This is a genomic window from Caballeronia sp. ATUFL_M2_KS44, assembly GCF_023630965.1.
Classification (GTDB): domain Bacteria; phylum Pseudomonadota; class Gammaproteobacteria; order Burkholderiales; family Burkholderiaceae; genus Caballeronia; species Caballeronia concitans.
In genome coordinates this window covers 133614-158165 of the sequence record NZ_JALQEA010000015.1, presented here as the reverse complement: position 1 = coordinate 158165, position 24552 = coordinate 133614, and the positions used below count along the sequence as shown (strand labels likewise).

The 24552-nt window shown below is 63.3% G+C and carries 26 protein-coding genes and 5 tRNA genes; 25 read left to right on the top strand and 6 right to left on the bottom strand.

Annotation, left to right across the window (positions count from 1 at the left end):
• The first annotated feature begins 262 nt into the window (after positions 1–262).
• The 3 genes from imuA to NCR39_RS08300 are packed head-to-tail and all read left to right on the top strand — an operon-like array spanning position 263 to position 6138.
• On the top strand, positions 263–1123 hold the full coding sequence (gene imuA / locus NCR39_RS08310) for a translesion DNA synthesis-associated protein ImuA (protein ID WP_250451759.1): 861 nt from the start codon (positions 263–265) through the stop codon (positions 1121–1123).
• Positions 1068–2666 carry a Y-family DNA polymerase gene (locus tag NCR39_RS08305; RefSeq protein WP_250451758.1) on the top strand — a complete coding sequence of 533 codons (1599 nt, stop codon included), beginning with the start codon at positions 1068–1070 and terminating at the stop codon, positions 2664–2666. Before imuA ends, NCR39_RS08305 begins: the two co-directional genes overlap by 56 nt.
• A gap of 7 nt (positions 2667–2673) precedes the next feature.
• Complete coding sequence (locus tag NCR39_RS08300; RefSeq protein WP_250451757.1) at positions 2674–6138, top strand: error-prone DNA polymerase; 3465 nt, start codon at positions 2674–2676, stop codon at positions 6136–6138.
• 4 nt (positions 6139–6142) lie between these two features.
• On the opposite strand, the gene NCR39_RS08295 is transcribed toward NCR39_RS08300, so the two are convergent.
• Both NCR39_RS08295 and NCR39_RS08290 read right to left on the bottom strand, forming a co-directional pair.
• Positions 6143–7075 (bottom strand): dTDP-4-dehydrorhamnose reductase family protein, encoded by a 933-nt coding sequence (locus tag NCR39_RS08295; RefSeq protein WP_250451756.1) that lies wholly within the window; start codon positions 7073–7075, stop codon positions 6143–6145.
• Positions 7072–7278, bottom strand: coding sequence for a heavy-metal-associated domain-containing protein (locus tag NCR39_RS08290; protein WP_250451755.1), 207 nt, complete (start codon positions 7276–7278; stop codon positions 7072–7074). The genes NCR39_RS08295 and NCR39_RS08290 overlap by 4 nt, the downstream gene beginning before the upstream one ends.
• A 97-nt stretch (positions 7279–7375) precedes the next feature.
• On the opposite strand from NCR39_RS08290, the gene cueR reads away from it, so the two are divergent.
• Positions 7376–7762, top strand: a complete 387-nt coding sequence (gene cueR, locus NCR39_RS08285) for a Cu(I)-responsive transcriptional regulator (protein WP_250451754.1) — start codon at positions 7376–7378, stop codon at positions 7760–7762.
• A gap of 223 nt (positions 7763–7985) precedes the next feature.
• Positions 7986–8132, top strand: a complete 147-nt coding sequence (locus NCR39_RS08280; RefSeq protein WP_087128962.1) for a DUF3563 family protein — start codon at positions 7986–7988, stop codon at positions 8130–8132.
• A gap of 108 nt (positions 8133–8240) precedes the next feature.
• On the opposite strand, the gene copM is transcribed toward NCR39_RS08280, so the two are convergent.
• Positions 8241–8639 (bottom strand): CopM family metallochaperone, encoded by a 399-nt coding sequence (gene copM / locus NCR39_RS08275; protein WP_250451753.1) that lies wholly within the window; start codon positions 8637–8639, stop codon positions 8241–8243.
• A 194-nt stretch (positions 8640–8833) separates the two neighbouring features.
• On the opposite strand from copM, the gene NCR39_RS08270 reads away from it, so the two are divergent.
• Complete coding sequence (locus NCR39_RS08270; protein WP_250451752.1) at positions 8834–9088, top strand: hypothetical protein; 255 nt, start codon at positions 8834–8836, stop codon at positions 9086–9088.
• Positions 9089–9111: 23 nt separating this feature from the next.
• On the opposite strand, the gene NCR39_RS08265 is transcribed toward NCR39_RS08270, so the two are convergent.
• Entirely contained in the window at positions 9112–9957 is an 846-nt protein-coding gene (locus NCR39_RS08265; RefSeq protein ID WP_250451751.1) for a 23S rRNA (adenine(2030)-N(6))-methyltransferase RlmJ, read from the bottom strand.
• Between the two features lie 259 nt (positions 9958–10216).
• Between NCR39_RS08265 and NCR39_RS08260 the strand changes: the two genes are divergently transcribed.
• From NCR39_RS08260 to iscX, 11 genes are all read left to right on the top strand, one after another.
• Entirely contained in the window at positions 10217–11011 is a 795-nt protein-coding gene (locus NCR39_RS08260; RefSeq protein ID WP_250451750.1) for a 3-hydroxybutyrate dehydrogenase, read from the top strand.
• Between the two features lie 13 nt (positions 11012–11024).
• Complete coding sequence (locus NCR39_RS08255; protein ID WP_250451749.1) at positions 11025–12218, top strand: DUF3734 domain-containing protein; 1194 nt, start codon at positions 11025–11027, stop codon at positions 12216–12218.
• Positions 12219–12308: 90 nt separating this feature from the next.
• Entirely contained in the window at positions 12309–12791 is a 483-nt protein-coding gene (locus NCR39_RS08250) for a low molecular weight protein-tyrosine-phosphatase (RefSeq protein WP_250451748.1), read from the top strand.
• 150 nt (positions 12792–12941) lie between these two features.
• Positions 12942–13469 (top strand): Fe-S cluster assembly transcriptional regulator IscR, encoded by a 528-nt coding sequence (iscR, locus tag NCR39_RS08245; protein ID WP_040050918.1) that lies wholly within the window; start codon positions 12942–12944, stop codon positions 13467–13469.
• Positions 13470–13554: 85 nt separating this feature from the next.
• On the top strand, positions 13555–14778 hold the full coding sequence (locus tag NCR39_RS08240) for an IscS subfamily cysteine desulfurase (RefSeq protein WP_250451747.1): 1224 nt from the start codon (positions 13555–13557) through the stop codon (positions 14776–14778).
• 36 nt (positions 14779–14814) lie between these two features.
• Positions 14815–15243 (top strand): Fe-S cluster assembly scaffold IscU, encoded by a 429-nt coding sequence (gene iscU, locus NCR39_RS08235; RefSeq protein ID WP_250451746.1) that lies wholly within the window; start codon positions 14815–14817, stop codon positions 15241–15243.
• 144 nt (positions 15244–15387) lie between these two features.
• On the top strand, positions 15388–15711 hold the full coding sequence (gene iscA / locus NCR39_RS08230) for an iron-sulfur cluster assembly protein IscA (RefSeq protein WP_040050933.1): 324 nt from the start codon (positions 15388–15390) through the stop codon (positions 15709–15711).
• A gap of 84 nt (positions 15712–15795) precedes the next feature.
• Positions 15796–16323 carry a Fe-S protein assembly co-chaperone HscB gene (hscB, locus tag NCR39_RS08225; protein ID WP_250451745.1) on the top strand — a complete coding sequence of 176 codons (528 nt, stop codon included), beginning with the start codon at positions 15796–15798 and terminating at the stop codon, positions 16321–16323.
• 36 nt (positions 16324–16359) lie between these two features.
• Positions 16360–18225: a Fe-S protein assembly chaperone HscA gene (hscA, locus tag NCR39_RS08220; protein ID WP_250451744.1), complete on the top strand. Its 1866-nt coding sequence runs from the start codon at positions 16360–16362 to the stop codon at positions 18223–18225.
• A gap of 26 nt (positions 18226–18251) precedes the next feature.
• A complete protein-coding gene (gene fdx / locus NCR39_RS08215; protein WP_040050913.1) occupies positions 18252–18593 on the top strand; it encodes an ISC system 2Fe-2S type ferredoxin in 342 nt (113 codons plus the stop codon).
• A gap of 14 nt (positions 18594–18607) precedes the next feature.
• A complete protein-coding gene (iscX, locus tag NCR39_RS08210) occupies positions 18608–18805 on the top strand; it encodes a Fe-S cluster assembly protein IscX (protein ID WP_035969227.1) in 198 nt (65 codons plus the stop codon).
• A 111-nt stretch (positions 18806–18916) separates the two neighbouring features.
• Here the strand turns inward: iscX and NCR39_RS08205 are convergent, their stop codons facing one another.
• The gene (locus NCR39_RS08205) at positions 18917–19846 is read right to left on the bottom strand and encodes a patatin-like phospholipase family protein (RefSeq protein ID WP_250451743.1); all 930 of its coding nucleotides are present in this window, start codon (positions 19844–19846) and stop codon (positions 18917–18919) included.
• Between the two features lie 301 nt (positions 19847–20147).
• On the opposite strand from NCR39_RS08205, the gene gltX reads away from it, so the two are divergent.
• From gltX to NCR39_RS08170, 7 genes are all read left to right on the top strand, one after another.
• Positions 20148–21554 (top strand): glutamate--tRNA ligase, encoded by a 1407-nt coding sequence (gene gltX / locus NCR39_RS08200; protein WP_250451742.1) that lies wholly within the window; start codon positions 20148–20150, stop codon positions 21552–21554.
• A gap of 136 nt (positions 21555–21690) precedes the next feature.
• A tRNA-Ala gene (locus tag NCR39_RS08195) sits at positions 21691–21766 on the top strand.
• Between the two features lie 162 nt (positions 21767–21928).
• A tRNA-Glu gene (locus NCR39_RS08190) sits at positions 21929–22004 on the top strand.
• A gap of 73 nt (positions 22005–22077) precedes the next feature.
• Positions 22078–22154: transfer RNA gene (locus NCR39_RS08185), tRNA-Asp, on the top strand.
• Positions 22155–22226: 72 nt separating this feature from the next.
• Positions 22227–22302, top strand: a tRNA-Glu gene (locus tag NCR39_RS08180).
• 75 nt (positions 22303–22377) lie between these two features.
• A tRNA-Asp gene (locus tag NCR39_RS08175) sits at positions 22378–22454 on the top strand.
• 174 nt (positions 22455–22628) lie between these two features.
• Positions 22629–23093 (top strand): GNAT family N-acetyltransferase, encoded by a 465-nt coding sequence (locus NCR39_RS08170; protein ID WP_040050932.1) that lies wholly within the window; start codon positions 22629–22631, stop codon positions 23091–23093.
• An 18-nt stretch (positions 23094–23111) separates the two neighbouring features.
• Here NCR39_RS08170 and NCR39_RS08165 read toward each other — a convergent pair whose 3' ends face one another.
• Entirely contained in the window at positions 23112–23945 is an 834-nt protein-coding gene (locus NCR39_RS08165; RefSeq protein WP_250451741.1) for an AraC family transcriptional regulator, read from the bottom strand.
• A gap of 119 nt (positions 23946–24064) precedes the next feature.
• Here NCR39_RS08165 and NCR39_RS08160 point away from each other — a divergent pair, with 119 nt between their 5' ends.
• Complete coding sequence (locus NCR39_RS08160) at positions 24065–24481, top strand: gamma-glutamylcyclotransferase family protein (protein WP_250451769.1); 417 nt, start codon at positions 24065–24067, stop codon at positions 24479–24481.
• The last annotated feature ends 71 nt before the right edge of the window (positions 24482–24552 follow it).

Sequence of the window (24552 nt, the reverse complement as noted above, 5' to 3'; positions counted from 1 at the left end):
GTGTGAAAGTAGGTAATCGTCAGGCTCCTCATGCCGCAAACAAAAACCCCACCCCGAAAAGGTGGGGTTTTTGCGTTGGGCTAGCGAAATCAGCTGCACTGTAACGCTCAACTACCCCATCACATCGTGCGCTCGAAAAGCGCCTCTCCAAACATCCTCGCGTTCACCGCATTTCGCCGGAATACTGTATAAATATACAGTACAGCCAGCGGCCGTCCCGTGTCATGCATGAGCGGACCCTGCATTCGTCCAACGGGAACTCATGGGTGCCGCACTTTCATTACTCGATTTCGAGCTGACGTCGCGCTTGCAGCAGCAACTCTGGCAAGGCGAACAGGGCAGCGGATCGCATTCGAGCGTCATTTCGAGTGGATATCGGGTGCTCGATCGCGTTTTGCCGGGCGCAGGCTGGTTACCTGGCACCGTCACCGAATTGCTGATCGAAGAAAGCGGCGTCGGGGAAATCAGGTTGCTTGCTCGCTCGCTTCGTGAGTTGACGACCACGCAAAGCCGCTCCGTTGTTTTCATCGCGCCGCCGTGGATGCCCAATTTTGCGGCTTTCCGGGCGATGCACATCGCGCCGAACAAGCTCGTGTGGGTCAAAGCGCCCGACGATCAGGTGTTGTGGGCCGCCGAGCAGTCGTTGAAGCAGGAGGGCATCGGTGCAGTGTTGATCTGGCTGCCGAAGGCGCGGCCCGAAGCCTTGCGACGGCTTCAGGTGGCGGCTCACGAATCGCAATCGCTGGCGTTTCTGTTCCGCCCGCTGAATGCCGCGAAGCAATCATCCGCCGCGCCGTTACGCATGGTTTGCAAGCCGATACTGCCACCCATCGCGCAGACGATGAACCGTCGTGAGTGGATGCAGGCCGTCATGCTGGAAATCGAGATCATCAAGCGGCGTGGCCCGCTGCTGGAAAAGCCGTTGCAGTTGCGCTTGCCGCTGCAGTTGCCTGCGTTGCCCGAGCATCTGCGCCGCGCGAGCCAAAGGAAAGCACGAGAGGTCAAACATGTTGTGGATAGCGGTGACATTGCCGCTTTTATCGCTCGAAGCAGTCAGGCCGCCATCGATGCCATTCGCATCGGAGAGTTCGATTTCGCCTGGAGCGAGGCCGACGCCCAGTGATCTCGCGGCAGACGCCATCGACCAGCCGTGTTTCGCGCTGGCCGATCACGCGCGCATCCTGCTGCCCGATCTCATCGCGTTTCGGCTCGGCGTGCGGCCCGGCAGCACGCGCTCCCACGCGTTCGCGCTGGCGCCGCGGCTGACGCTGCTTGCCGCCGATATCAGCGAGGAACAGCGCGCGCTCGAAGCCGTCGCGCTGGCTTTGCTCGTCTTCACGCCGAAGGTCGTGCTGGCGCACGCGAACACGGTGCTCCTGGAAGTCAGTGGAAGCACGCGGCTTTTCGGCGGGTTGCGCGCGTTGCTGTCGAAAGTGGCGGCTACGGTGAAGGGATGCGGCTTTACGTCGCGCATGGGCTGTGCGCCGACCGCGTGGGGCGCGTGGCTGCTCGCGCACGCGCGTACGCGCCGCGTGATGCGTCGCGTGCGGATCGTGAAGGAAACGACGCTCGTGCGCGTGCTCGACGCCTTGCCGGTGTCGCTCGTTCCGTCGGTGGAATCGCATGGAAATGTCTTCGAGCAGATTGGCTGTTCGACGCTCGCCGATTTGCGCCGCTTGCCGCGCAAGGGCGTCGCGCGGCGGTTCGGACCGGGCGTCCTGCAATGGCTTGCGCAGGCGTACGGGCAGGCGCCCGATCCGCGCGAGGCGTTTTGCGCGCCGGCATCGTTCGAGGCGAAGCTGGAATTGCAGGCGCGGGTCGAAAACGCCGAGGCGTTGCTGTTCGCCGCGCGCCGGCTCGTGCTGCAACTGGCCGGCTGGCTGAGCGCGCATCACGCGGCAGTCAGCGGATTTGCTTTGTTGCTCGAGCACGAACTGGCCGCGCGCAACGCGCCGAAGACATCGACGCTCGAGATTACCTGGGCCGTGCCGACGCGCGATGCCGATCACATCCTCTGGCTGCTGCGCGAAAAGCTGAACCAGACGACGCTCATCGCGCCGGTCATCGAAATGAAGCTGCTCGCGGACAAGGTCAGCGAGCACGCGCCGCCGTCCGACACGCTTTTTCCGATGCCGAGTTCCGATCAGGAATCGATGGCGCAGTTGCTCGAACGGCTGAGCGCGCGCCTGGGCGCGGAGAACGTGGTGCAGTTGGTCGCGCGGGACGATCATCGGCCCGAGGCGGCGATGACGGTCGAGCCGTATCAGGCCGTGCGCGATGCCAAGCCGAAGCGCGGAAAAAAGCAGAAGGAAACGCCTGCCGAAGCGATCCCCGACGAAGCGCAAGAGCACGAAGCGGAACCGGCGGAAACGGCGGACACGGCACCCGGCGAGCCACTCGAACTTCCCGATCTGGCCGTGCCTTCTCAGCCGCGCCCGGCGTGGATTCTGGAAACGCCGCAGCCACTGAAGCTGCGCAACGAGCGGCCGTTTTATCGTCGGCCGCTGAAGCTGATCAGCCGCACGGAGCGCATCGAGGCGGGATGGTGGGACGGCAACGGCGTTCAGCGCGATTACTACGTCGCCTCGGACGATCGCGGCCGCATGTTCTGGCTGTATCGGGAACGGCTGAGCGGCGCGTGGTTCCTGCACGGATTTTTCGGATAACGCCGCCATGGACGATCTGAACGACATCATCGGGCTGAGCGGCGAGGGAAGCAGTTTTTCGGGCGCGGTGTCCGCGTCGACGCTTTTGCCCGGATACGCCGAATTGCACTGCCTGAGCAACTTTTCGTTCTTGCGCGGCGCCTCGCATCCGCAGGAACTGGCGGCCGCGGCGCTCGAACACGGCTATACCGCGCTCGCCATCACCGACGAATGTTCGCTCGCAGGCGTCGTCCGCGCGCATGGCGCGATCAAGGACATCGAGGCGAAGGCGAAAGCCGCGATCGAGGCCGCGCGGCTCGCCGGCCAGCCGCTGCCCGACACGCCGACGTTGAAGCTCATCATCGGCAGCGAACTGCATCTGACCGATAGCGACGGTCAGCCGTTTTGCACGCTCATCGCGCTCGCGACGAATCGCGAAGGCTACGGCAATCTGTCGGAGCTGATTTCGCTCGCGCGGTCGCGTTCGCCGAAGGGCACCTATCGGCTGGGGCCGGAAGATTTCACCGATCCCGCCGCATCGTCCGACGCCACGGACGCCACCGATTTGCGCGGCGATATTGCGCATCTGAAGCATCTGCCCGACTGTCTGCTGATTCTCGTGCCGCAACGTTCGGCGACGCTCGCCGATACGCTCGACCGCGCGCACTGGCTCGCGAGTTTCGCGGCGGGCCGGGCGTGGCTCGCGCTCGAATTGTGGCAGGACGGCAGCGACGACGAACGTCTGGCATCGTGTCGTGTGATTTCGGAGGCGAGCGGTCTGCCGCTCGTCGCGGCAAGCGGCGCGCTGATGCACGCGCGATCGCGCAAGCCCTTGCAGGACACGCTGACCGCCATTCGCCTCTGCCGCCCGCTCGCAGAATGCGGCTATGCGCTCGAAGCAAACGCGGAGCGGCATCTGCGCACGCGGTTGCGCATCGGCGCGTTGTATCCGAAGGCGGCCATCGCGGAAACGCTGAAGGTGGCTGCGCGCTGCACCTTCCGCCTCGACGAGTTGCAGTACGAATATCCCGAGGAACTCGTGCCGCCCGGCGAGACGCCCGCCAGCTATCTGCGCAAGAAGGTGATCGCGGGCGCGAAGCAGCGCTGGCCGGACGGATTCGACGCCGACACGATCGGCCAGATCGACAGGGAACTGGAGCTCGTCGCCGAACTGAAATACGAAAAGTATTTCCTGACGGTCTACGACATCGTCGCGTTCGCGCGCAGCAAGGGCATTCTGTGTCAGGGACGCGGCTCGGCGGCGAACTCCATCATCTGCTTCTGCCTTTTCATCACCGAGCTGGATCCGGTGCGGATGGGCCTTCTGGTCGAGCGCTTCATCTCGCGGGCGCGCAACGAGCCGCCCGATATCGACGTCGATTTCGAGCATCAGCGGCGCGAGGAAGTCATCCAGTACATCTATCAGAAGTACGGGCGGCATCGCGCGTCGCTGGCGGCGTCGGTCACGACGTATCACACGCGAAGCGCGCTGAAGGATGTCGGCAAGGCGTTGGGGCTCGACGCGTCGCTGATCGAGCGCATCGGCAAGTCGCAACAGTGGTGGGACGGGCCGTCCGCGGTCGCCGGCTATCTCAGGGAGGCGGGTTTTAGCGAGGACTCGCACATCACGCGGCATCTCATTCGCCTGACGCGTGAACTGCGCGGATTTCCACGTCATTTGTCGCAGCATGTCGGCGGTTTCGTGATCGCGTGCGAGCGGCTGTCGCGGCTCGTGCCGATCGAAAACGCCGCGATGAAAGACCGCTGCGTGATCCAGTGGGACAAGGACGACATCGACCAGCTCAAGCTGCTGAAGGTGGATGTGCTCGCGCTCGGCATGCTGTCGGCGATCCGGCGTGCGCTCGAATTCGTCGCGCTGCGGCGCGGCGTTCCGGGCTTCGGGGTGTCGCACATTCGCCGCGAGGACAAGGCGGTGTACGAGATGTGTTGCCGCGCGGATACCATCGGCGTGTTCCAGATCGAATCGCGCGCGCAGCAGAGCATGCTGCCGCGCTTGCGGCCTCAGAAGTACTACGACCTCGTGATCGAAGTGGCGATTGTGCGGCCGGGTCCGATTCAGGGCGGCATGGTGCATCCGTATTTGCGACGCAAGCAGGGTCTGGAAGAAGAGGATTATCCGAAGGAAGAACTGCGGCCCGTGCTTGGCCGCACGCTCGGCGTGCCGATTTTCCAGGAACAGGTGATGAAGCTCGCGATGGTCGCGGCGGGTTATTCGGCGGAACAGGCCGATCAGCTGCGCCGCGCGATGGCCGCCTGGCGACGCGGCAGCCATCTCGAGGAATATCAGGCCGATCTGATGAAGAAAATGCTCGCGCGCGGCTACGAGCATGAATTCGCGTCGCGCGTGTGCAAGCAGATCGAGGGCTTCGGCGAATATGGCTTTCCCGAAAGTCATTCGGCGAGTTTCGCGCTGCTCGTTTATCTCAGCGCGTGGATCAAGCGTTACGAGCCGGCGGCGTTTCTTGCCGGCTTGCTGAACAGTCAGCCGCTCGGGTTCTATTCGCCGTCGCAACTCGTGCAGGACGCGCGGCGTCACGGCGTGGAAGTCTTCGCGCCCGATGTCACCTTGAGCGACTGGGAATCCGTGCTCGAATTGCCGCCCGGCAACGGCGAGCGCGTCGTGTTCGATCCCGGCAAGGAGCGGCGGCGTCAGCAGTTCTACGGCACGCCGCTACCGGATCAGGTCTTTCGCAAGACCATGCGGCGCGGTGCGCGCAAGCTCGCCGCGCGCACGCAATTAGCCGCGAAGCGATACGGCGCCAACGGGCCGGGCGTGCGGATCGGCCTGCATCTGATCAAGGGTTTGCCGCAAGCCGCGGCCGAGCGGATCGTGATCGCGCGCGCCGAAGCGCCTTTTGTGGATGTCGACGATCTCACGCGGCGCGCGGCCTTGTCGCGTCGCGAACTGGAGGCACTGGCCGCCGGCAATGCGCTCGCGAGCATCGCGGGGCATCGGCGTCAGGCATGGTGGGCGGTGACCGCGCAGCAGCGCGCGCCCGAACTGCTGCGTGACGCGCCGATGCCCGAAGCGCCGCTCGCCTTGCCGCAGGCATCGGAAGGGCGCGAAATCGTCGATGACTACGCGAGCCTCGGGCTCACGCTGAATCGTCATCCGCTTGCGCTGCTGCGCGCGAAGCTCTCGCGCCTGCGCTTCAGGACGGCCGCCGATCTGGCGGATTTGCGAAGCGGACGCATGGTGCGCGCGTGCGGCATCGTGACAGTGCGCCAGCGGCCAGGCACCGCAAACGGCACGATTTTCGTTTCGATCGAAGACGAAACCGGCGCAATCAACGTGATCGTCTGGCCGGGACTCGTCGAGAAACAGCGCAAGGTGCTGCTCGGGGCGTCGCTGCTCGGCGTTCACGGCGTCTGGCAAAACGAGGGCGATGTGCGGCATCTCGTCGCGCACCGACTCGAAGATCACAGCGCGATGCTCGGCCGGCTTGCCGCGACGAGCCGCGACTTTCACTGAAACGTCACTGCGACGGTAGCGCCGGATAGTGGGCGAGCAGATGCGCGATCGCCGTATCGAATCGAGTGCGCCGGCCGATGCCGAGCGATTCTAGCCGGGCCGAGTCCAGATGACAGTCGCGCGGGCGCGGCGTCGAGTCGGTCGGCGTGCGCTGCGCGACCAGTTTTGCGTCCACGTTCAGCACTTTCGCGATGCGTTCGGCGATATCGAACTTCGTCATCGGCTCGTCGCCGGACCATTGCGTGATGCCGGAAATGGTCGCGCCCCTCGCGTGGTGCTCGATCATGCCGCGAATCACGATCGCGACGTCGGGCGTGTAAGTCGGGTAGCGCGTCGCCCAGGCGTCCATCGTGGCAGGCGGATTCGCCGAATTCACCGATTCGACGATCGCGGGCGTCAAGCTCGTCACCGCCGATTCGCTCCAGTCGACGACCGGCCCATAAAGCAGCGGCAAACGCAGCACGCAGGACTTCGGATCGCCGTAGAGCAGCGCGCGTTCGCCGTCCAGCTTGCTTTGGCCGTAGGCGTTGAGCGGCGCGGGAGCATCGTCGGGAAGATAGGGCGGGTGCGTGCCGTCGAATACGTAGTCGGTCGACATCGACAAAACCCACGCGCCGAGCGTGCGCGCTTCGTCGGCGATCGTGCGCAGCGCGTCGACGTTCAGCGCGCGGGCGAGCGCCGGATCGTTCTCGCACACGTCCGGACGACGCTCCGCCGCCGCGACGACGATCGCGTCCGGCGTCGTATCGCGCAGAAAAGTGCGCACGGCGTGGTGGTCACGGATATCGAGCGATACGTTGTCAGCATCGCCACGCCGATGCGCCGTGCGGACGATGCGCCATTCTTTCGCGTTCTGCGCGAGTTCCGCCGCGACGGCGCGCCCGAGCAGACCGGAGGCGCCGATCAGCGCGACCGTGAAGCGCTCGCCGCCCCTCATGCCGAAGCGACGCCGACGACCGTGTAACCGGCTTCGTCGATGGCTTCTTTCAGCGCCGCTTCAGACTGCGTGGATTCCACCGCGACCTTGCCTTTTTCGAGATCGACGCGGACCTGCGCCTTCGGATCGATTTCCTGGATGGAGCGCGTCACCGCAGCGACGCAGTGTTGGCAACTCATGCCCTGGACATTGAACTCTGTCATGGAGGTTTCCTCTTTAAATGGCCTTGGATATCGACATCGTATACCTTGCCATGATGGGAAGGTGTAGAGTCGGACGAAGATATATGAGGAGCGGACTATGAATATCGGCGAGGCCGCCCGCGCATCGGGCGTCACGGCAAAGATGATTCGTTATTACGAGAGCGTCGGATTGCTCAATCCGGTGGGGCGTACGTCGGCGGGGTATCGCGTGTATGGGACGCAGGAGGTGCACGCGCTCCGGTTTGTGCGACAGGCGCGCAGACTCGGCTTTCTTGTCGAGGACATCCGCAAACTGCTCGCATTGTGGCAAGACCGGTCGCGCGCAAGCGCCGAGGTGAAGGCGATTGCACTGGAGCATGTCGCGGAGCTGGATCGGCGGATCGCGGAACTCACCGACATGCGCGATACGCTCGCGCACCTGGCCAAGCATTGTCACGGCGATGGACGGCCCGATTGCCCGATCCTGGACAAATTGGCGCAGTGAGTGCACCAAAAGCGTGCTTATTTGAGACCGCTTGAAGCGTCGAGCCAATTAAATCAATCGTTTAGCGGAAGTCCGCCTTTGCACCATTCCGAAACAGAATGCACGTCATGCAAGCATTTCACTACCGCGCCGCAGCACGTATCGCTATAATACGGGTTATCCCTAATGCGGGTTATCCCTGACCCGAACTGCCAGGGACAGAAAGAATCCTTGGAGAAACACCATGTTTGCAATCCTGCTCGAAAAAATCAGCATCTGGTTTGAAGCCGCCGAACAACGCCGCCGCGAAGAGTATCTCGCGCAGTCGTCGGACGTGGTGCAGCTTGAAAAGCGTATCCGCTCGCTCGAAAGCAACGGCTACAATTTCTAAGGCACGAGTGCCGGGCGCTTTGAGCGCCGGAAGTTGATCTGAAAGCCCCGCATAGCGGGGCTTTGTCGTTTGTGGCCGGCGAATCTTCCCGGTCGATTCTCCGCAGCCTCACTTCTGCGCGGGGTGCGCCGCGAGCCACTGATTCATGAACGCGATTTCCTTGTTTTGCGCAGCGATGATGTCTTTCGCCAGCTTGCGAAGCTTCGCGTCCTTACCGTACTTGAGCTCGATCTTCGCCATTTCCACCGCGCCCCGATGATGCGGAATCATATGCGCGACGAAATCGCGATCCGCGTCGCCGGTGTACTGGATGCCCGACATCGCCGACATCATCGCCTGGTCCGCTGCCTGAAAAGCCGCAGTGGATGGCAAGTCGGTTTCGCTGGCGGCATGGTGCTCCATGTCCATGCCCGGTGCGCTTCCGTGCGCGGGAGCCGTCGTTTGGGCGATCGCGGTCGCGCTGCAGAAGACGGTGAAGACGGCAAGTAGCGCGCTTGATGGTTTCATCGATTCTCCTTCGAGATTTCATGGGCGAAAGCGCCTAGCGTAAAGCTTGCCACCGGGGTAAGGTAAAGCGTTTCGTCTATTCAATAGAGCAAGCGATGCCAGGCCTCTTTCGCAAGAGCATGAAAGCTCATCTCCGTGGCGTCTGCGGCATTGGTGTACTCGTGGCCGCTTCCCTTCCTTTCTGCCAACCAGCGTTGGCCAAGCCTGGCGGCGAACCGCTCGTGCTCGATACGCAAACCGGCATTCACAGCGGCGTGAGCGGGACCGTGCTGCAAAGTGCGCCGCTCGGCGCGCCCGGCATGGTGCCGATGGCCACGCTACCCGGACCGCCGCAGCAGGAGCAGCAGCCGATCATCGTTTCGCCGTATGTCCAATATGGCGGCGAGAGCGCGACTCCCGCAGCGGGCAGCGGAAGCTACACACGCAGGCAGCGGGCGCCACATCCCTGACACGGCGTTTGTTCCCGCCGCGGTCAGTCCGCGCGATGCTCCAGCTTGAACGACGCGTTCGCGTCCTGTCCGAGCGCATCGACGAGATATGGCAGCGCCTCCTTCAACTCACTCGCCAGCTTGTATGGCGGATTCAGAATGAACATGCCGCTGCCGAACAAGCCGAAGCCGTCCGTCGGCGGCGCCTTGACGGTCAATGCGGCGTGCAGCCATCCGTTCGGCTGGATGGCTTTTAGCTGATCGGCGAAGCGTTGCGACTCCATGCGCGCAACTTGCGGATACCACACCGCATAGGTCCCTGTAGCAAAGCGCTTTAGCGATTCTTCTAGGCAGGTGAGCGTGCGCGCGTAGTCGCGCTTGTCCTCATACGACGGGTCGATCAACACCAGCGCCCGGCGCGGCGCGGGCGGAAGAAGCGCCTTGATGCCGTCGAAGCCGTCGCCATCGTAAATCATGGCGCGGCGGCCAGCGTCGCGGAAATTGTGGCGGAGCACGTCGATTTCCGTGCTGTGCAGTTCGAACAGCCGCATGCGGTCCTGCTCGCGCATCAAGCGCCAGGCGAGGTAAGGTGAGCCGGGATAAAAACGCAAGCCGCCTTCCGGATTCAACGCTCGAACTTCATCGACGTAATCCGAGAGCAGCGGCGGCAAATCAGCGCGGTCCCACAGTCGAGCGATGCCGGTTTCGTACTCCGCGTTCTTCGCGGCGAAGCCTTCGGTGAGCGAATACACGCCCGCGCCCGAATGCGTGTCGATGTACCAGTACGATTTGTCCTTCAGGCCGAGATAGCGAAGCACCTGAATGACGATCGCGTGCTTCAGCACGTCTGCGTGATTGCCGGCGTGAAAGGCGTGGCGGTAGCTGAGCATGGCGAATGGCGCGTGAAAAAGGGCTAAACAGTCGATTGTAGCGGAGCGCACGAGCGCGGCTTCGGGGTTCATACGTCGATGCGGCGCGGCGCTTCGTTCATGCACAATAGCCGCTCCCGGCCAGGCGCGACAGTCAGCCGAATGGCATAGGCGCTTTCGCATTTTCATTGCGATTGCTCCTATGCCATTTGGCCAGCTTGATGGCCCTGTGCATCGCATGTTGTCATTCAGTCATTCAGTCATTCGACAGGAGGTGGGCATGTCACAGAACGGTAAGCTCGACGGCAAGACGGCCGTGGTCACGGGCGCGGCAAGCGGTATCGGCCGCGCGATTGCGTTCACGCTCGCGGAGGCGGGCGCGGCGGTGGCCATCGCCGATCTGAATCAGCAAGGCGCGGACGCGGTCGCCAACGAAATACGCGCGAAAGGCGGCAAGGCGATCGGCATCGCGATGGACGTCACGGACGAAGAGGCCGTCAATAGCGGCATCGACCGGGTCGCCGCGGAACTGGGCTCGGTGGATATCCTCGTCTCGAACGCGGGCATCCAGATCGTCAATCCGATCGAGAGCTACGCCTACGCTGATTGGAAAAAGATGATGGCGATCCATGTCGACGGTGCCTTTCTGACAACGCGGGCCGCGCTGAAGCATATGTACAAGGACGATCGCGGCGGCGTCGTCATTTATATGGGCTCGGTGCATTCACACGAGGCGTCGCCGCTCAAATCGGCTTATGTGACGGCCAAGCACGGCCTGCTGGGCCTCGCGCGCGTGCTCGCGAAAGAGGGCGCGAGGCACAACGTGCGCTCGCACGTCGTCTGTCCGGGCTTCGTCCGCACGCCGCTCGTCGACAAACAGATTCCCGAACAGGCGAAAGAATTGGGCATCAGCGAGGAAGAGGTCATCCGGCGCGTGATGCTCGGCGGCACGGTAGACGGTGTGTTCACCACGGTCGAGGACGTCGCGCAGACGGTGCTTTTCTTGTCCGCGTTCGAAACGGCGGCGCTGACCGGCCAGTCGTTCGTCGTCAGTCACGGTTGGCACATGCAATAAGGAGCGGCGCGCCATGGCAGAAATCGAACCGGTATCGGAGCGCGACACCGCGCGTCGTGGGCGCATCGCATTGCCGCCTTACGAGACCATCGCGCTGATGCTCCAGGGCGGCGGCGCGCTCGGCGCCTATCAAGCGGGCGTTTATCAAGGGCTGCACGAGGCGGACATCCATCCGAACTGGATAGCCGGTATCTCCATCGGCGCGCTCAATACGGCGATTATCGCGGGCAATGCCCCCGAGAACCGCGCGACACGCCTTCTCGAATTCTGGGAAACGATCTGCCAGCCGGCCTTCGGCTTCCCGTTGCCCGGATTCGTCGAGCGGGCGTTCTTCGATTCCGCCGACGAAATCCGCAAGGCGTTCACCGCGCTACAGGCGGTTGGTGCGCTCGTCGAAGGGCAGAAGGGCTTTTTCGTGCCGCGCTTCCCGCCGCCGTCGCCGGTGGCCGCCGGTTTGCCGCAAACCGCGAGCTATTACGACACCACGCCGCTCAAGGCTACGCTCGAACGCCTCTGCGATTTCGACCGCATCAATTCCGGCGAGACGCGGGTGTCGGTGGGCGCGGTGAACGTCGCGACGGGCAACTTCGCCTATTTCGACAACACGCGCATTAAGCTGCGTGCGGAGCATTTCATGGCTTCCGGCGCGCTTCCGCCGGGCTTCGCGGCGGTCGAGATCGACGGGCAGTTTTACTGGGACGGCGGCCTGATGTCGAACACGCCGCTTTACGAACTCGCGCAGGCCGTCCCGCGCCGCAATACGCTCGGTTTCCAGGTCGATCTGTGGAGCGCGCGCGGACCGGTGCCCGACAGCATCGTCGATGTCATGGGCCGCGTGAAAGACATCCAGTATTCGAGCCGCACGCGCCTCGTCACGGACGACATGCAGCGCGCGCAGCGCTACCGCAACGTGCTGCAGCACGTGCTCGATCTCGTGCCGGAGGACGTGCGCAAGAACGACGAATGGTGCCGGCGCGCCGCCGAGCTCGCGTGCTCGAAGCGCTACAACATCATTCACCTCATCTACCGGCAAAAGGAATACGAGGGCCATTACAAGGATTACCAGTTCGGCCTTTCGACCATGCTCGAGCACTGGCAAAGCGGGCTGACGGACATCCGCCGCACACTGGCGCACCGCGACTGGCTCGAAATGCCGAACGGCGAAGCGCGCTTTGTCACGCACGACATCCACCGCGACGAACGCTGATTCGCGTCAGCCGACCGTCCCGGCGCGTTTTGTCACTACTTTGTATAATCCGACCGCCGCGTTCCATCGCCACTTCTTACTTCGATTTCGATGAATTCGATCGCTGTCTGCTTCGTCTGTCTCGGTAACATCTGCCGGTCGCCCAGCGCGGAAGCCGTGATGCGCGAGCTGGTCATGAAGGCGAAGCTGACGGATCGGATCATCATCGATTCGGCGGGCACCGGCGACTGGCACATCGGTCATCCGCCGGACGAACGTGCGCAGCGCGCGGCGAAAAAGCGCGGCTACGATCTGTCGAGCCTGCGTGGCCGGCAGATCGCGGCAGACGACTTCGCGCGCTTCGATCTCTTCATCGTCATGGACGATGCGAATGCTTCGGCGCTTGCGTCGGTCTGTCCGCCTGAGCATCGCGACAAGATTCGTCTGCTGATGGAGTTCGCCAGAGCCGATGACAGCCGCGTCGTGGTCGATCCCTACTTCGGCGGCGACGAGGGCTTCGAGCGTGTGCTGGATCAGTGCGAGGACGCCTGCGCAGGCTTGTTGACTAGCCTGCGAGCGCAATTGGTGGCGTGAATCTGGCGGCGCCGCGTCGGAAGAACGGTGGGAAGCACGGGCCAAATAAATCCCCTAAACCGCTACATATTTCGGCCTAGATACTTGACTAAAATTGTGGGCTATTTATACTTGACGAAAATCATCGAGTATTAGCGTTAGCCCCCAATTATGAGACTCACCACGAAAGGCCGTTTCGCCGTCACGGCGATGATCGACCTGGCGTTGCGCCAGGAGCAGGGCCCGGTGACGCTGGCAGGCATCAGTCAGCGCCAGCGCATCTCGCTTTCCTACCTCGAGCAACTGTTCGGCAAGCTGCGGCGTCACGAGATCGTCGAGTCGGTTCGCGGTCCGGGCGGCGGCTACAACCTCGCGCGCCGCGCGGAAAACGTCACGGTCGCCGACATCATCATCGCGGTCGACGAGCCCATCGACGCCACGCAGTGCGGCGGCAAGGGCACGTGCGAAGGCACGAAGCAGCACGACGGCCACTGCATGACGCACGAATTGTGGGCGACGCTCAATCAGAAGATGGTCGAGTACCTCGATTCCGTCTCGCTGAAGGATCTGGTCGATCAGCAGCGCGCCCGCGAAGGCTCGGCGGCGGTGCTACGCGACCGGCGCGCCGAACCGGCTGGCGTCGAGGCCGCGCGTGTCGTGCCCAAGGGCCCGAATTCCATTTTCAATCTGGCCGGTTGACCTGCGCCGCCGCGAAGCCAGTCAGACGGCAGCGCGGCAGGCAGCGGCCTGGCAGACGATGTGACCGATTTTCCCGGAGCGACTGATGAATAACGATATTCCCCACCTGCCCATTTACATGGACTACAGCGCGACGACGCCGATCGATCCGCGCGTGGTGGACAAGATGATTCCGTATCTTCGCGAGCAGTTCGGTAATCCTGCTTCGCGTAGCCACCAGTACGGCTGGGATGCGGAGCGTGCGGTCGAGCAGGCGCGCGAGGACGTCGCGGCGCTCGTGAACGCGGATCCGCGCGAGATCATCTGGACCTCGGGTGCGACGGAGTCGGACAACCTCGCCATCAAGGGCGCGGCGCACTTCTACAAGAGCAAGGGCAAGCACATCATCACGGTGAAGACCGAGCACAAGGCCGTGCTCGACACCACGCGCGAGCTCGAGCGCGAAGGCTACGAAGTCACGTATCTGGATGTGAAGGACGACGGTCTCATCGATCTCGAAAAGTTCAAGGCAGCGATTCGCCCCGACACGATCCTCGTCTCGATCATGCACGTGAACAACGAGATCGGCGTGATTCAGGACATCGAGGCGATCGGCGAGATCACGCGCGCGAAGGGCATCATTTTTCACGTCGATGCCGCGCAAGCCACGGGCAAGGTCGTCATCGACCTGCAAAAACTGAAGGTCGATCTGATGTCGTTCTCGGCGCACAAGACGTACGGTCCGAAGGGCATCGGCGCGCTGTACGTGCGCCGCAAGCCGCGCGTGCGCATCGAAGCGCAGATGCACGGCGGCGGACACGAGCGCGGCATGCGCTCGGGCACGCTCGCGACGCACCAGATCGTCGGCATGGGCGAGGCGTTCCGCATCGCGCGTGAAGAAATGGCGACCGAAAACGAGCGCGTCCGCATGCTGCGCGACCGCTTGCTGAAGGGCCTGCAGGATATCGAAGAGGTGTACGTCAACGGCGACATGGAACGCCGCGTGCCGCACAACCTCAATATCAGCTTCAATTTCGTCGAAGGCGAATCGCTGATCATGGCGGTGAAGGATGTCGCGGTGTCGTCGGGTTCGGCGTGCACGTCGGCGTCGCTGGAGCCGTCGTACGTGCTGCGCGCGCTCGGCCGCAACGACGAACTCGCGCACAGCTCGATCCGCTTCACGGTGGGCCGTTTCACGACCGAGCAGGATGTCGATTACGTGATCAACCTGCTCAAGAACAAGATCGCGAAACTGCGCGATCTGTCGCCGCTCTGGGAAATGCACAAGGACGGCATCGACATCTCGACCATCCAGTGGGCTGCGCACTGAGCGACGCGCGTCATCGAATAAAGGAGAGTTTGAATCATGGCTTATAGCGACAAGGTTCTGGACCACTACGAAAACCCGCGCAACGTCGGTTCGTTCGCGAAGGACGACGACACCGTCGGCACCGGCATGGTCGGCGCGCCCGCTTGCGGCGACGTGATGAAGCTGCAGATCCGCGTCGGCGCGGACGGCGTGATCGAAGACGCGAAGTTCAAGACTTACGGCTGCGGCTCGGCAATCGCGTCGAGCTCGCTCGTCACCGAATGGGTGAAGGGCAAGACGCTGGATCAGGCACTGACGATCAAGAACACGCAGATCGCCGAGGAACTGGCGCTGCCGCCGGTGAAGATCCACTGCTCGATCCTCGCGGAAGACGCGATCAAGGCAGCGGTCGCCGACTACAAGCAGCGCCACGGCGCCGCCGCTCCGGAAGCGCACGAAGCGCAGGCGAAGCAGCAGGCAGCGTAAGGGCGGGCGCGCGCGCGACAAGCGCCGCGCGCACACGGTTTTCGAAGCAAGGAAAGACCGCAGCGGCGCTGCCTCGAATGACGGCAACGCTGCGGGAAGCGGGATTTGAGCGCGCGAGACGCGAAGACGAGAGACGCGAAGACTATGGCAATCACGTTGACGGAGAAGGCGGCACAACACGTGCAGAAGTATCTGACGCGACGCGGCAAGGGCGTCGGTTTGCGGCTGGGCGTGCGTACGACGGGCTGTTCGGGTCTGGCCTACAAGCTCGAATATGTCGATGAACTCGCACCGGAAGACATGGTGTTCGAATCGGCCGGCGTGAAGGTCGTGATCGATCCGAAGAGCCTCGCCTATCTCGACGGCACCGAACTGGACTTCGCGCGCGAAGGGCTGAACGAGGGCTTTCGCTTCAATAATCCGAATGCGAAGGACGAGTGCGGCTGCGGCGAATCGTTCCGCGTATGACGCGTGTGACGCCGGCGGTTTCGGCAAAAGAGGCGGCGCTGGCCGCCTTTTTCATTCGCGCATCTTGAATACACACACAACGTCATGGCCACGCTCACCGACAGCCACTTCGATCTCTTCGATCTGCCGCAGACTTTCGCCGTCGATCGCCAGAAACTCGACGACGCCTACCGCACCGTGCAGGCGCAGGTTCATCCCGACCGCTTCGCCGCAGCGGGCGACGCTCAGCGGCGGCTCGCGATGCAATGGGCCACGCGCGCGAACGAGGCGTATCAGACGCTGCGCGATCCGTTGAAGCGCGCGCGCTACATGCTGTCGCTGCGCGGCGTCGATGTCGGCGCGGAAAACAATACGGCGATGGAACCCGCCTTCCTGATGCAGCAGATGGAATGGCGCGAGAATATCGAGGATGCCGCCGCCGCGAAGAACGTCGGCGCGCTCGAAGCGTTGCTCGACGAACTGCGCGATGAAGAGCGTGTGCGCTTCACGAAACTCGAAGCGCTGATCGACAGCAACGCGGATCAGGCAGCGAGCGAGGCAGTGCGCCAGTTGATGTTCATCGAGCGCGTGGCGCATGAAATCGGCGCGCAGATCGAGCGGCTCGAACACTGACAAGAACGCGCCGGATACAACCCCATAAGACCAACGATGGCTTTACTGCAAATCTCAGAACCCGGCATGGCGCCCGCGCCGCACCAGCGGCGTGTGGCGGTCGGCATCGATCTCGGCACCACGAATTCGCTCGTGGCCGCCGTGCGGAACAGCGTGCCCGAAGCGCTGCCGGACGAGGACGGCCACGTGCTGCTGCCGTCCGTCGTGCGTTATCTGGAAAAGGGCGGCCGGCGTATCGGCCGGATCGCGAAGGAAGAAGCCGCCACTGATCCGCGCAATACGATCGTCTCCGTCAAGCGCTTCATGGGCCGCGGCAAGAGCGAAGTGGAGGGCGCCGAAAACGCGCCGTACGACTTCATCGACGCGCCCGGCATGGTGCAGATCCGTACCATCGACGGGGTGAAGAGCCCGGTCGAGGTATCGGCGGAAATTCTCGCGACGCTGCGTTATCGCGCGGAAGACACGCTCGGCGAGGATCTCGTCGGCGCGGTCATCACGGTGCCCGCTTATTTCGACGAAGCGCAGCGCCAGGCCACGAAGGACGCGGCGAAGCTCGCGGGCCTCAACGTGCTGCGCCTGCTCAACGAGCCGACGGCAGCCGCGATTGCCTACGGCCTCGACAACGGCGCCGAGGGTCTTTACGCGGTCTACGATCTCGGCGGCGGCACGTTCGACCTGTCGATTCTCAAGCTGACGAAGGGCGTCTTCGAAGTGCTCGCGGCGGGCGGCGACTCCGCGCTCGGCGGCGACGACTTCGATCACGCGCTGTATCGGCATGTGATCGCGCAGGCGGGCGTTCAGCCGGACGCGCCGGAAGACGTGCGCCTCTTGCTCGATCGCGTGCGCGCGGCGAAGGAAGCGCTGTCGTCGGCGAACGAGGCGCGCGTGCAGGCGACGTTGTCGACCGGCGTGGCAATCGACGTCGCCGTGACCGAAGCGCAGTTCGCCGCGCTGACCGAAGCGCTCGTCGCGCGCACGCTCGGGCCGACGAAAAAGGCGCTGCGCGACGCGAAGGTGACGCCCGCCGAAATCAAGGGCGTCGTGCTGGTCGGCGGCGCGACGCGCATGCCCGTCATCCGCCGCGCGGTGGAAGCGTTCTTCGGCCAGCCGCCGCTCGTCAATCTCGATCCGGATCAGGTCGTCGCGCTCGGCGCAGCGGTTCAGGCCGATCTGCTCGCGGGCAACCGGCGCGGCGAAGGCGACGACTGGCTGCTGCTCGACGTGATTCCGCTGTCGCTCGGCGTCGAAACGATGGGCGGCCTCACCGAAAAAATCATCCCGCGCAATTCGACGATTCCGACCGCCCGCGCGCAGGAGTTCACCACGTTCAAGGACGGCCAGACGGCCATGGCGATCCACGTCGTGCAGGGCGAGCGCGAGCTTGTCTCCGACTGCCGGTCGCTCGCGCGCTTCGAGCTGCGCGGCATTCCGCCGATGGCGGCGGGCGCGGCGCGCATCCGCGTCACGTATCAGGTCGACGCGGACGGTCTGCTGTCGGTCTTCGCGCGCGAGCAGTTGTCGGGCGTGGAGGCGTCGGTGGTGGTGAAGCCGTCGTACGGTCTCGCCGATGACGACGTCGCCCGCATGCTCGAAGAGAGCTTCAAGACGGCGGAGATCGACATGCGCGCCCGCGCGCTGCGCGAAGCGCAGGTCGAAGCCGAGCGTCTCGTCGAAGCGACGCACGCCGCGCTCGAGAGCGACGGCGAGTTGCTCGACGACGCCGAACGCGCGCAGATCGACACGCTCACCGCCGAACTCGCGACGCTCGCGAAAGGCGAATCGACGCAGCAGATCGAAGACGCCACGAAGGCGCTTTCGGTCGCCACCGACGAATTCGCCGCGCGCCGCATGAACAAGAGCATTCGCCGCGCGCTCGCGGGCCGCAAGCTCGACGACGTCTGATTTCACTCAAGCATTCACGGAAAACCATGCCTCAAATCGTTGTGCTGCCTCATGTCGAACTGTGTCCGGACGGCGCCGTGATCGACGCCGATGTCGGCAAGAGCATCTGCGACAACCTGCTGGAACACGGCATCGAAATCGAGCACGCGTGCGAGAAGTCGTGCGCGTGCACGACCTGCCACGTCATCATCCGCGAGGGTTTCAACGCGCTGGAACCGTCCGGCGAGGACGAAGACGACCTGCTCGACAAAGCGTGGGGCCTGGAACCGACATCGCGGTTATCATGTCAGGCAATGATGCCGGCCGAGGAAGATCTCGTGGTCGAGATTCCCCGGTACTCCATCAATCACGCCAAGGAAAATCACTGACAGGAGGCTCGCCCATGAAGTGGACGGATACGCAGGAGATCGCGATGGCGCTCACCGACGCGCATCAGGATGTCGATCCTCAATATGTGCGTTTCACGGATCTGCATCGCTGGGTGACGGAACTCGACGGTTTCGACGACGATCCGCAAAAGTCCAACGAAAAGATTCTCGAAGCGATTCAGGCGGCGTGGATCGAAGACGCGGATTATTGAATCGACCGTAGCATGGGTTTATGGAAACGGCGGCGCTCGCGAGAGGCCGCCGTTTTTCGTTGGCGCAGGTGTCTCATCGCGGCCGATCAGCCGACACGCCGGCCCGAATCGTCAAACCCGCATGCCACGGTCCGCAAGCTGCCGCTGCAACGTCGGCCACATCTTCGCGACCGCTTCCTCGCCCGCCAGAATCGCCGCGTTGCGCTGGCTGAAGTCGCTGCTGCTCATCGCGTTGAGGTTCGGGCGAATGACGGCGTCGGCGTACTTGTCGAGCTCGTAGGCCTTGATCGACTGGCCCATGATCGTGAACGTCTGCATGAGCACGTCGAACGAACTCTGCGTGAGCGCGGTCTCGGGCCGCGCGGAAATATCGACGGCAATCACGAAATCCGCGCCCATCTTGTGCGCGAACGCAGCCGGCACCGGACTGACGAGTCCGCCATCGACGTATTCGTGATCGCCGATCTTCACCGGCTCGAAGATCGACGGCACGCTGCACGACGCCCGCACCGCGATGCCCGTGTTGCCGCGCTGAAAGAGAATCGGCTGGCCGTTCCTGAGGTCCGTCGCGACGATGCCGAGCGGCTTCGCCATCTTCTCGATCGGCCGGTTGTCGAGCGTCTTGTTCAGGTAGTTCTGCAGCGCGACGCCTTGCAGAATGCCGCGCGTGCGAAAGGGCATCGCCCAGTCGCTGATCGACGCTTCGTCCATCGTGAGCGCGAGCTTGTTGATGGCGATGCCGTTCATCCCCGATGCATACAGCGCCGCGATCACCGAGCCCGCGCTCGTGCCCGCGACGAGATCGACGCGCACGTTGCGCGCCTCGAGCGCCTTGATGACGCCGATATGCGCGAACCCGCGCGCCGCGCCGCCGCCGAGCGCAAGTCCGATGCGCGCCGGCCGTTGCGCCCCGGCGTTCGGCGCAGGCGTGGCCGCGACGGGCGCGCCGCCGCCGCTCGTGGTCGTGCAGGCGGCGAGAACGGACGATGCCGCCGCGAGCGAAAACGCGCGGCGGGAAAGACGAGGTGACGATGACTTCAAGGCGAACTCCAGCGATGCGGCGAGTGCGCAACAAAGCGCCTGAGCAGGCGGCTTCGAAGCACGATGAAAACGGCGCGCACATCATAAATCAAAAGCCGCGCGGGGCGGCCCGGTGCCGTCGGCGAGTATAATTTCGACTCATTTCAAGCCGGCGCGCGCCACGTGCGCACGATGTTTCCGCCAGGCAATCCCTTTCGTGCAAAGAGCCATCGGGCGCTCGACACATGCTCCGCAAAGAAACGCGCCGGAGGGCGTGGCGGCGTGACGAGCGCCAACCATCGAGCACTTCGAGAACACAGCAATGACCCAAGTCCGTACACGCTTCGCCCCGAGCCCGACCGGCTTCATCCATCTCGGCAACATCCGCTCCGCGCTCTATCCGTGGGCGTTCGCGCGCAAGATGAAGGGCACCTTCGTGCTGCGCATCGAAGATACGGATGTGGAGCGCTCCACGGAAGCATCGGTCGACGCGATCCTCGAAGGCATGGCGTGGCTCGGTCTGGACTTCGACGAAGGCCCGTTCTATCAGATGCAGCGCATGGACCGGTATCGCGAGGTCGTCGCGCAAATGCTGGAAAGCGGGCTCGCGTACCACTGCTATATGTCGACGGAAGAGCTCGACGCGTTGCGCGAGCGTCAGCGTGCCGCAGGCGAGAAGCCGCGCTACGACGGCACGTGGCGCCCGGAACCGGGCAAGGTGCTGCCGCCGGTTCCCGAAGGCGTGAAGCCGGTGGTGCGCTTTCGCAATCCGCTCTCGGGCGTCGTCGCGTGGGACGACGCGGTGAAGGGACGCATCGAAATCTCGAACGAAGAACTCGACGATCTCGTGATCGCGCGTCCCGACGGCACGCCGACGTACAACTTCTGCGTGGTCGTCGACGATCTCGAGATGAAGATCACGCACGTCATTCGCGGCGACGATCACGTGAACAACACGCCGCGCCAGATCAACATCCTGCGCGCGCTGGGCGGCGAGCCGCCGGTGTACGCGCATCTGCCGACCGTGCTGAACGAGCAGGGCGAGAAGATGAGCAAGCGCCACGGCGCGATGAGCGTCGTCGGTTATCGCGATGAGGGTTATCTGCCCGAAGCGGTCGTGAACTATCTCGCGCGGCTCGGCTGGTCGCACGGCGATGCGGAGATTTTCTCGCGCGAACAGTTCGTCGAATGGTTCGATCTGGAGCACCTCGGCAAGTCGCCCGCGCAGTACGACCACAGCAAGCTCAACTGGCTCAACGCGCACTACATCAAGGAAGCGGACAACGCTCGCCTCGCCGGGCTCGCGAAGCCGTTCCTCGTCGCGGCGGGCATCGAGACTGCAGCCATCGAAGGCGGCGCGCCGCTCGATCAGGTCGTCGCGTTGCTGAAGGATCGCGCATCGACGGTGAAGGAAATCGCCGATAACGCCGCGATGTTCTATCGCGAACCGGCGATCGATCCGGACGCCTACGCGCAGCACGTGACGGATGCGGTGCGTCCGGCAATTGCGGATCTGCGCGCGGCGCTCGAGCAGGCGGAATGGACGAAGGACGCGATCTCGGCCGCGCTGAAATCGACGCTGGCGGCGCACAAGCTCAAGATGCCGCAACTGGCGATGCCGGTGCGCCTGCTCGCCGCGGGCACGACGCACACGCCGTCCATCGATACCGTGCTGATGCTGTTCGGCCGCGAGACGGTGCTGCGTCGGCTGGAAAAAGCGGCCGGGTGAAGAAACGGCGCGCGATGGGCGTGAATCGTCCATTGCGCGCAAATCCGGCGACCAAGGCAAAAAAATTTCGATTCGGGCTTCAAAAGGTATTTACAAGTTCGAAAACGGCCTATAGAATCTCGTTTCTGTTCTGCAAGGGGGTATAGCTCAGCTGGGAGAGCGCTTGCATGGCATGCAAGAGGTCAGCGGTTCGATCCCGCTTACCTCCACCAAAGAACGGATGAAGCTGATTGCGAAGGTTGTTCTCCGAAATCGGAAGTCGCAAAAAATACTTCACAAGATACGCGAAGTTGTTTAGAATCTCGGTCTTCGTTGATTTCAAGCAGCAAAGAGAATCAGCGAAGCACGTAGTAAAGACAGATACACAAGTTTCTGTCCCCTTCGTCTAGAGGCCTAGGACATCACCCTTTCACGGTGAGTACAGGGGTTCGAATCCCCTAGGGGACGCCAGAACATCGGCGGCTGCTAGTTAAAGCGCTGCAGGTTTCGCAAGGTGCCGCACCTTGCGAGGCAATGAAAAGTTGGAGCGGTAGTTCAGTTGGTTAGAATACCGGCCTGTCACGCCGGGGGTCGCGGGTTCGAGTCCCGTCCGCTCCGCCAACACTTTGCGAGCAGGAGTACTCCGGCTGATCAGCCGGTTTTTTTTCGCCGCAGGGTTGCAAGAAGTTTGTTGTCCCCTTCGTCTAGAGGCCTAGGACATCACCCTTTCACGGTGAGTACAGGGGTTCGAATCCCCTAGGGGACGCCAGAACATCGGCGGCTGCTAGTGAAGCGCTGCACGTTTCGCGAGGTTCATCATCCTCGCAGACGCGATGAAAGAGTTGGAGCGGTAGTTCAGTTGGTTAGAATACCGGCCTGTCACGCCGGGGGTCGCGGGTTCGAGTCCCGTCCGCTCCGCCAACTCAGTAAAAGAAAATCCAGCCTGCGGGCTGGATTTTTTTTCGTCCATCGTTTCCCGCGCCGTCCAGTTTTTCCGATGCGGTGCAAACCGAATCGCGCGTATTGCATTTTTGATTGCCAGCACGCTCACGCTGTCATAGTGTTGAGGCACTGTCCCGTGCCTGCATGCGTGCGATGCTCGACCCGACCGAAGATCTTTCCCTTTATCAACTCCGTCAGGCGACGATGGCGGATTTCGCCTTCGCCGAAGCGCTCACGCACGACAACATGGGCGGCTACTATCGGCGGCACAACCTCGTCTGGCGCGGCGACCTGTTTCTGTCGAGCTGGCGGGAGTCGGAGAATTTCATCCTTCAGGCGGACGGCGTGCCGATCGGCATGATGCGCGTCACCGAGGAGAACCACTCGCTTCATATTCGCGACGTGCAGATCGCGCAGGGTTTCCGCGGTCGCGGCGCCGGCACGTTCCTGCTGAACACCGCGCATCGCTGGGCGCGCGCACGCGGGCTCACGGAATGCCAGCTGCGCGTATTCGTCGATAATCCGGCCGCGCGGCTTTACACACGCATGGGTTATCGTCCGGCGGGGCCGCGGCTCGCGCAACTCGGCGCGATCCGGCACATGGTCAGGCGCGTTTGACTTCGTTATTGCAGCCGTTTACAGGCTGTCGCCGTTGCGTTCATCGCTCGAATCGCGTGCGAAGAAAGCGCGAGGACTTTCGCCGAACGCGCGGCGGAACATCGCCGAAAACGCGCTCTGACTCTGGTATCCCAATTCCCGCGCGACTTGCGCGAGCGGCCGGCCCTGGCTCAGCAGCGGAATCGCGCGCGCCAGCACGGCTTGTTGACGCCATTGCGAAAAGCTCACGCCCAGCTCGCGCCTGAAGAGCCGCGCGATGGTTCGCGTGCTCGCGCCCGCTTCAGACGACCAGCGTTCCAGATCCGAATTCGACGGATCCGCCAGCACCGCATTGCACAGCGCGCGCAGGCGCTTTTCATTGGGCATCGGCACCGAGAGCGGCAGGGGCTGCGAGCGCATGATTTCGTCGAGCGCGAGCGTGCCGAGCAGCCGCTCGCGCTGACGCGTGATCGGTTGATCATCCAGCGCGGCGATCACTTCGCGCAGCAACGGCGAAACCTCGACGACGCGGCACGCATCGAGCCCGGCCGGGATGACGCTCGCATCGACGTAAAGCGTGCGCAGGTAGGCGTCCTCGACGATCACGACTTCATGCGTGACATTCGGCGGCACCCAAATGGCGCGAGAGGGCGGCACCATCCAGGTGGAATCGGCGGTCGCGACGCGCAGCACGCCCCGCGACGTATAAGCCACCTGCGCCCATGGATGCGTATGCAGCGCGATGCGCACGCCATACGGCACGGGCCGCGAGCGCACGCGGATCGGATGATCGAGCGTCGGCGAATGCTCGACGGGAATATCGAGATGCTCGACTTCTTCGTTCAACGGTCGTGTATCCGCGAATGTGGGCATGTTTAGTTATTGCGCGTGATCGTAGTGCGTGGCGGCGCGCCCCGCTCGAAACCGCTCGCGCTTTTTGAGCGGCGATAATGCGCAATCTGTCGGCGACCGACAAAGGAGCGGCTTCTTCGATGCAATACGTCTTTGTGTACGGCACGCTGCGCGCGGGTGAGGTGAACGATATCAACGTCGCGGCGGAGCGTCATGGAATCACAGCGCCGACCAGAATTGGCGCGGCGCACGTGTACGGGCGCCTGTACGATTTTGGCTCATATCCGGGACTCGTGCTCGACGACACCGGCGCGCCGATCCATGGCGACGTTTATCGAATCGAAGACATGCTCGTGCCTGTGCTGGATGAGATCGAGGACGTCTATCCGGGCGTGGAGGGACTATTTCGCGCGCATCGGCTGCACGTAGATGTGCAACTCGAGGGCACGGCGATGCATGTCGATTGCCTGATTTATCCGGTGACAGCGGCGGCGGTGCGGGGGTTGCCGCGCATTGAAAACGGCGACTGGGTTGCGTATCGGACGGCGCGCGGTTGAGGCGCGTGGAGGAAGAAAGAAAAAGCAAACCCACGCCGTCATCGCGACGCGCGTGGCATCGCGATGACGGC

What these genes read in the sequence shown, in the direction of transcription:
- imuA (WP_250451759.1), top strand. Translation starts at nt 263, where the DNA reads ATGGGTGCCGCACTTTCATTACTCGATTTCGAGCTGACGTCGCGCTTG.
- NCR39_RS08305 (WP_250451758.1), top strand. Translation starts at nt 1,068, where the DNA reads ATGCCATTCGCATCGGAGAGTTCGATTTCGCCTGGAGCGAGGCCGACG.
- NCR39_RS08300 (WP_250451757.1), top strand. Translation starts at nt 2,674, where the DNA reads ATGGACGATCTGAACGACATCATCGGGCTGAGCGGCGAGGGAAGCAGT.
- NCR39_RS08295 (WP_250451756.1), bottom strand. Translation starts at nt 7,075, where the DNA reads ATGAGGGGCGGCGAGCGCTTCACGGTCGCGCTGATCGGCGCCTCCGGT.
- NCR39_RS08290 (WP_250451755.1), bottom strand. Translation starts at nt 7,278, where the DNA reads ATGACAGAGTTCAATGTCCAGGGCATGAGTTGCCAACACTGCGTCGCT.
- cueR (WP_250451754.1), top strand. Translation starts at nt 7,376, where the DNA reads ATGAATATCGGCGAGGCCGCCCGCGCATCGGGCGTCACGGCAAAGATG.
- NCR39_RS08280 (WP_087128962.1), top strand. Translation starts at nt 7,986, where the DNA reads ATGTTTGCAATCCTGCTCGAAAAAATCAGCATCTGGTTTGAAGCCGCC.
- copM (WP_250451753.1), bottom strand. Translation starts at nt 8,639, where the DNA reads ATGAAACCATCAAGCGCGCTACTTGCCGTCTTCACCGTCTTCTGCAGC.
- NCR39_RS08265 (WP_250451751.1), bottom strand. Translation starts at nt 9,957, where the DNA reads ATGCTCAGCTACCGCCACGCCTTTCACGCCGGCAATCACGCAGACGTG.
- NCR39_RS08260 (WP_250451750.1), top strand. Translation starts at nt 10,217, where the DNA reads ATGTCACAGAACGGTAAGCTCGACGGCAAGACGGCCGTGGTCACGGGC.
- NCR39_RS08255 (WP_250451749.1), top strand. Translation starts at nt 11,025, where the DNA reads ATGGCAGAAATCGAACCGGTATCGGAGCGCGACACCGCGCGTCGTGGG.
- NCR39_RS08250 (WP_250451748.1), top strand. Translation starts at nt 12,309, where the DNA reads ATGAATTCGATCGCTGTCTGCTTCGTCTGTCTCGGTAACATCTGCCGG.
- iscR (WP_040050918.1), top strand. Translation starts at nt 12,942, where the DNA reads ATGAGACTCACCACGAAAGGCCGTTTCGCCGTCACGGCGATGATCGAC.
- NCR39_RS08240 (WP_250451747.1), top strand. Translation starts at nt 13,555, where the DNA reads ATGAATAACGATATTCCCCACCTGCCCATTTACATGGACTACAGCGCG.
- iscU (WP_250451746.1), top strand. Translation starts at nt 14,815, where the DNA reads ATGGCTTATAGCGACAAGGTTCTGGACCACTACGAAAACCCGCGCAAC.
- iscA (WP_040050933.1), top strand. Translation starts at nt 15,388, where the DNA reads ATGGCAATCACGTTGACGGAGAAGGCGGCACAACACGTGCAGAAGTAT.
- hscB (WP_250451745.1), top strand. Translation starts at nt 15,796, where the DNA reads ATGGCCACGCTCACCGACAGCCACTTCGATCTCTTCGATCTGCCGCAG.
- hscA (WP_250451744.1), top strand. Translation starts at nt 16,360, where the DNA reads ATGGCTTTACTGCAAATCTCAGAACCCGGCATGGCGCCCGCGCCGCAC.
- fdx (WP_040050913.1), top strand. Translation starts at nt 18,252, where the DNA reads ATGCCTCAAATCGTTGTGCTGCCTCATGTCGAACTGTGTCCGGACGGC.
- iscX (WP_035969227.1), top strand. Translation starts at nt 18,608, where the DNA reads ATGAAGTGGACGGATACGCAGGAGATCGCGATGGCGCTCACCGACGCG.
- gltX (WP_250451742.1), top strand. Translation starts at nt 20,148, where the DNA reads ATGACCCAAGTCCGTACACGCTTCGCCCCGAGCCCGACCGGCTTCATC.
- NCR39_RS08170 (WP_040050932.1), top strand. Translation starts at nt 22,629, where the DNA reads ATGCTCGACCCGACCGAAGATCTTTCCCTTTATCAACTCCGTCAGGCG.
- NCR39_RS08165 (WP_250451741.1), bottom strand. Translation starts at nt 23,945, where the DNA reads ATGCCCACATTCGCGGATACACGACCGTTGAACGAAGAAGTCGAGCAT.
- NCR39_RS08160 (WP_250451769.1), top strand. Translation starts at nt 24,065, where the DNA reads ATGCAATACGTCTTTGTGTACGGCACGCTGCGCGCGGGTGAGGTGAAC.